Genomic DNA, 4,468 nt, shown 5'->3' on the forward strand with positions numbered 1-4,468 from the left:
CTTCTCGCGAAAGCGAGTTCCCCACCGTTAACTTTAATTGTCCCCACCTACTTAAAGCTGATTCACCGTGGCTACATCCTCCAATAATAAAACCTGGGCTTTTCATTTCCCCAACTTTTGACGCAAACGACTCACCAAAATATCCACTTCCGGTAACTTCAACCGAGCAACCAAAACCGCAAAAATCCCCAACGCCACAGACATCGCCAAACTCAGTTGCAAAACTTGCAGCAGTAAATTCTCACTCCCCACAACCTCTTGCCAGCCCCAACTCACTCCCCAACTGCCCAATCCAGCCACAAAACTACTCCCCGCCAAACCCACCAGCGCTATCCCCCATTCCCCTAACGGTAAGCCATGCAGCCGCCGATTCAGCACCCACAATAGCCAGCCCATAGAAATAATATTGACGCCAATCGTAGCAAAGACTAAACCCGGTGTGGCAAACGCATTCACCAACAAATAATCCAGCAGGGCATTAATAAAGATATTGGCAATACTGATCCGAAATGGCGTCTCCCCATCCCCCAACGCATAAAATACCCGCACTAAAACATCTCGTGCTAAATAAAAGAACATACCCAATCCATACGCCATTAGTACCGGGGCGACAATCTGGGAAGCCTCCGCACCAAAGGCATAGCGTTCATAAATCACCCGAACAATCGGCACGGATAGAGAGATAAAAATAGCCGTCAGCGGTAACATCGTCAAAGCTGTAAGCAGTAATCCCTGACGAATCCGCACTTTCAACTCCACCCAATTCTCAGGCGCCGCTAACCGAGAAAACACAGGCAGCATCGGCACCAATATCATATTCGAGATAATTCCCAGAGGCGTCAGCACAATAAAATTGGAATAGCGCATCGCCGCCGCCGCATTGGGGATAAACGAGGCGAAAAACAGATCGGTATAAACATTAATATGTAACATCCCAGAGGATAGCGTCGCTGGTGCCATCACCCGCATCACCTGCCTCACCCCTGGAAGCTGCCAATTAAACCGCAACCGTAACCGCCCCATCCCCGATCGCCACTGGGCAATCAGTTGCATCACCCACTGCCAAATCGCCCCCGCCAGAGTACCAACGGCTAAAACAATACTACCCAAGCGGATATACTCAGGCTGATTAACTTGTCCCCCAGAATAAAGTGCCAATATCCCTAAGCCACCAATCACCGCCAAACTGGAAAATAAAGGGCTAACACTGGGTAACCAATATTGATTTGAAGCATTCAGCGTCCCGAAACCAATGCCAATCAACCCCGCCAGAAGCGCCAACGGCGCCATAATTTGCAACTGTTGAACTGCCAGCGATCGCGCGGGTTCCTCTAATCCGGGGGCGAGGATATCGATAAAGGTGGGCGCAAATAGAATTAGGATAATCGTCACCAGCAATAATATCCCACTCACCAGAGTGGTAACCGTTTCCACCAAGGGGGCGGCTTCCGACTTATCCCGTTTTGCCAACACACTCACCAAGGCGCTGTGAAACGGTCCATTTATCCCACCCAGTAAGATCAACAGAAAGCCGGGAATCACGTAGGCGTAGGCATAAGCATTCACCACTGGACCCACACCAAACGCCGCCGCGATCGCTTGTTCACGGACTAAGCCAAAAATTTTACTAATCAACGTGGCAATTGCCACAATCGAGGCAATTCCAGCAAGGGAACGAGACGGTTTAGGCTTGTCAGACACGAAAGGTTACTATTTTTGGTCACTTATCCTATTTAATCCTGAATCGGGTCACACGTTTCAGGTAAATCTCACTTATCCACCAACACTTGCACCTCTAGAGTTACAGTAATCTAATCTGCCCGCACAGACGCTTGTGCGCCTTAACTACCATCTTTCACCAATCAAGGGTCAGCCAATTGTATGTAAGGTGTTACATAAAGTAATCGTTTTCTTGAATAACACTGACAGCAGCAATGACACAAGTTATCCCCGCCCATGAACTAACACTGGCACAGGTTGAAAACCAATTCAATCTTCGGCAAGTTCTAGACTATTCCACCTTCTTCCCTGAAGCCCAGGACAATTTATCAGAACTCAACGATTTAGAAAAGCAAACTTTAGATCGGGTCAAAACAGAGTTTCTCTATCTCAACAAATATCCGATGTTAGAAGATTTGGTAAAAATGGTGGTACTTTCGCCCCTACTATCACTCGCATGATTTTACCGTCCTCCGCTACATCCAGTCTGGGAAAAACGGGTAGATGTAGCGATAGAGACTAGAGAAAGAACGGTTTGGGGGCGAATTGATATCCTGCTATTACAGCAACAACTATGGGTTGCAGTTGTTGAGTCAAAACAAGCCGGATTTGCTCTAAAAGATGCAACAGCGCAAACCCTATTTTACATGATGGCAAATCCCAATACTGAGCAACCCAGTTTTGGATTAGTCACGAATGGTAGTCATTTTATGTTCATTAAAGTATTGTTCGGTGAGATACCCCAATATACCTTTTCCACAGAGTTCTCTCTATATCGATCAGAGAATGAGTTATATCCTGTCCTTCAGATTTTACAGAGGTTAGCGGCGTTGGCGACAAGGTAGCGATCGCGGATTTTTGTATTTGTTATGACTAACATTTTACACCTGTCGCTGTCTTACCGTCTGGGGTTCAAACCCAAGGCTCAAATCTCAAGTTGTCTAAAGACGACTAAATTCAGTGGTGGTGGCAATAGGCAATAGATAATCGTTGTAGTGTGAGCATCTCGCTCGCTATTTTGTTGAGTTTTGAACCGATAAATGCTTAGACTAAAGACCTAACTACAAACCCTATAAAAAACACCTGTATCAATCATGTAGGGGCGACCCGCTTGCACCAATGAACAACTGTCGTCCACTCAATTTCCTCGGGTCGCCCTTTGCCATCATTTGATGTGGCGACTTCGTGTTACTATTCTGATATTTCATCAGTTGATTGACGTTCTAGAATCAAATCCATTGCCATTTCAATAATTTCTTCTCGGTTAACCATGGCATCGATTTCTTCAGCCTCATAAATTCCCTCGAACGCTTCTATGGTTGCATTTATCAGCGCTGATTCATAAGCATCCTGTAAGGTTTCCCGTAACTCGTCTTCGGTTAAATACGTCCCTTTAGCTTTATGGCGTCGATTCGTGCGTTGAATTTGCTTAACTGAATTAAATATAGAAACTTGCCAGGATTTAGTGGTGCGATTTTCGGCAGCTGTTTTAATCAAATGTAATAATAAAATGATGCCATAGCTAAATATTTTATTGAGTTTATCGGATTTACTCATCTCCTCTAATTCTTCAACAAGTTCCAAGGCTTCCGGTATTTTGCCTTGCTGGATAAATTCCTTTAAGGTTATGAGTTCTTCCATTCGCTTTTATTCCTCCGCTTCTGTTTTAATGCTTGATTAGGGGCGCATCTTAGAACACCCCACCGAACATTCAGGGACAGACTAACTCACGCGATCGCACGTTCCCCTATTTACCCTGAGGTTGGCGAAACCGATAGATATCCTGGATTACCCGTACCCAACCGGATACCAAAGACTCCAGGATGCGATCGCCTTTTTCCTTCGTTGCTGGTGTGGGATCACCCAATGTCCCACTCTGACTCAATTCTCGCGTCAACCAAGCAAACGGTAACTTCCCCTCCATACTCAATAAACTATCTTCCGGTAACCCCTGGGGATATTCCGCCACCGCCCGTTCCATTTTCACCTGTTCCGGTAATAGGGATAACATCAAACTTGTTTCGGCATCCCCCGCATGAATTCCCAATTCCAACTCCTTGGCTGAAATTAACTCCTTTGCCACATTGGGAACCCGCCAGGTAAACAGAGGAAATACCAGAAAATCGCCATACTTTTGATGAATATCTCGCGCCGCAATTTCCATCACCTGGGGTTGTCCCCCGTGGGAATTCATCAGCACTAATTTACGGAATCCCGCCCGATAAATACTATCCGCAACCTCCATTAACACCGCCAGCAAGGTTTGGGCGCTGAGGGTAATCGTACCGGGGAAATGCCAATGTTCGTTCGATTTCCCATAAAATAAATTCGGCAACGCATAAGCGGGGATATCCGGTTCCAGTTTAGCTAGGGCTTTACCCATAACCCCCACACCAATCGCCGAATCCACAACTAAGGGCAAATGATGACCATGTTGTTCAATCGCGCCAACGGGTTGAATAATCACCACATTTTCCTTATCGGGCATAGTTTGGATATCTTTCCAGGTGAGATAAGGAAAGAAGCGTTCTGGGGGAATAAAACTGTGCATTTTAGTGTTTGGCTTCTAAATTAGTCCAATTAAACTATAAGGCAGATAGCAGAAGAAAAGGAATAAGCTTGTAATAAACAAGGAAATGATCCCCGTTTAAACGAAAATAATATAATCCCAATCCATAGATAAATTTATTTGTCGGGGCGGGTTTAGGGAATCTGTAGGGGCGGGTTTAGGGACTAAATTTCGCTATTC

Annotated in this window: 5 protein-coding genes; 2 read left to right on the top strand and 3 right to left on the bottom strand. The window is 45.6% G+C overall.

Features of this window, described 5'->3' with window-relative positions; all coding sequences use genetic code 11:
• Positions 1 to 102 precede the first annotated feature (102 nt).
• Positions 103 to 1,701 (bottom strand): murein biosynthesis integral membrane protein MurJ, encoded by a 1,599-nt coding sequence (gene murJ / locus ACLFWI_RS27385; RefSeq protein ID WP_446415559.1) that lies wholly within the window; start codon positions 1,699 to 1,701, stop codon positions 103 to 105.
• Positions 1,702 to 1,934: 233 nt separating this feature from the next.
• Here murJ and ACLFWI_RS27390 point away from each other — a divergent pair, with 233 nt between their 5' ends.
• Positions 1,935 to 2,180, top strand: a complete 246-nt coding sequence (locus tag ACLFWI_RS27390) for a hypothetical protein (RefSeq protein ID WP_446415560.1) — start codon at positions 1,935 to 1,937, stop codon at positions 2,178 to 2,180.
• Between the two features lie 90 nt (positions 2,181 to 2,270).
• Entirely contained in the window at positions 2,271 to 2,564 is a 294-nt protein-coding gene (locus ACLFWI_RS27395) for a hypothetical protein (protein ID WP_446415563.1), read from the top strand.
• 346 nt (positions 2,565 to 2,910) lie between these two features.
• Here ACLFWI_RS27395 and ACLFWI_RS27400 read toward each other — a convergent pair whose 3' ends face one another.
• On the bottom strand, positions 2,911 to 3,360 hold the full coding sequence (locus tag ACLFWI_RS27400) for a DUF29 family protein (RefSeq protein ID WP_446415561.1): 450 nt from the start codon (positions 3,358 to 3,360) through the stop codon (positions 2,911 to 2,913).
• 106 nt (positions 3,361 to 3,466) lie between these two features.
• The gene (locus ACLFWI_RS27405) at positions 3,467 to 4,270 is read right to left on the bottom strand and encodes a creatininase family protein (protein ID WP_446415562.1); all 804 of its coding nucleotides are present in this window, start codon (positions 4,268 to 4,270) and stop codon (positions 3,467 to 3,469) included.
• Positions 4,271 to 4,468: the final 198 nt, after the last annotated feature.

This window comes from Coleofasciculus sp. (assembly GCF_046539235.1).
Classification (GTDB): Bacteria; Cyanobacteriota; Cyanobacteriia; order Cyanobacteriales; family Coleofasciculaceae; genus Coleofasciculus.

Coding starts and splice junctions, on each gene's coding strand:
- ACLFWI_RS27390 (WP_446415560.1), top strand. CDS start 1,935: ATGACACAAGTTATCCCCGCCCATGAACTAACACTGGCACAGGTTGAA.
- ACLFWI_RS27400 (WP_446415561.1), bottom strand. CDS start 3,360: ATGGAAGAACTCATAACCTTAAAGGAATTTATCCAGCAAGGCAAAATA.
- ACLFWI_RS27405 (WP_446415562.1), bottom strand. CDS start 4,270: ATGCACAGTTTTATTCCCCCAGAACGCTTCTTTCCTTATCTCACCTGG.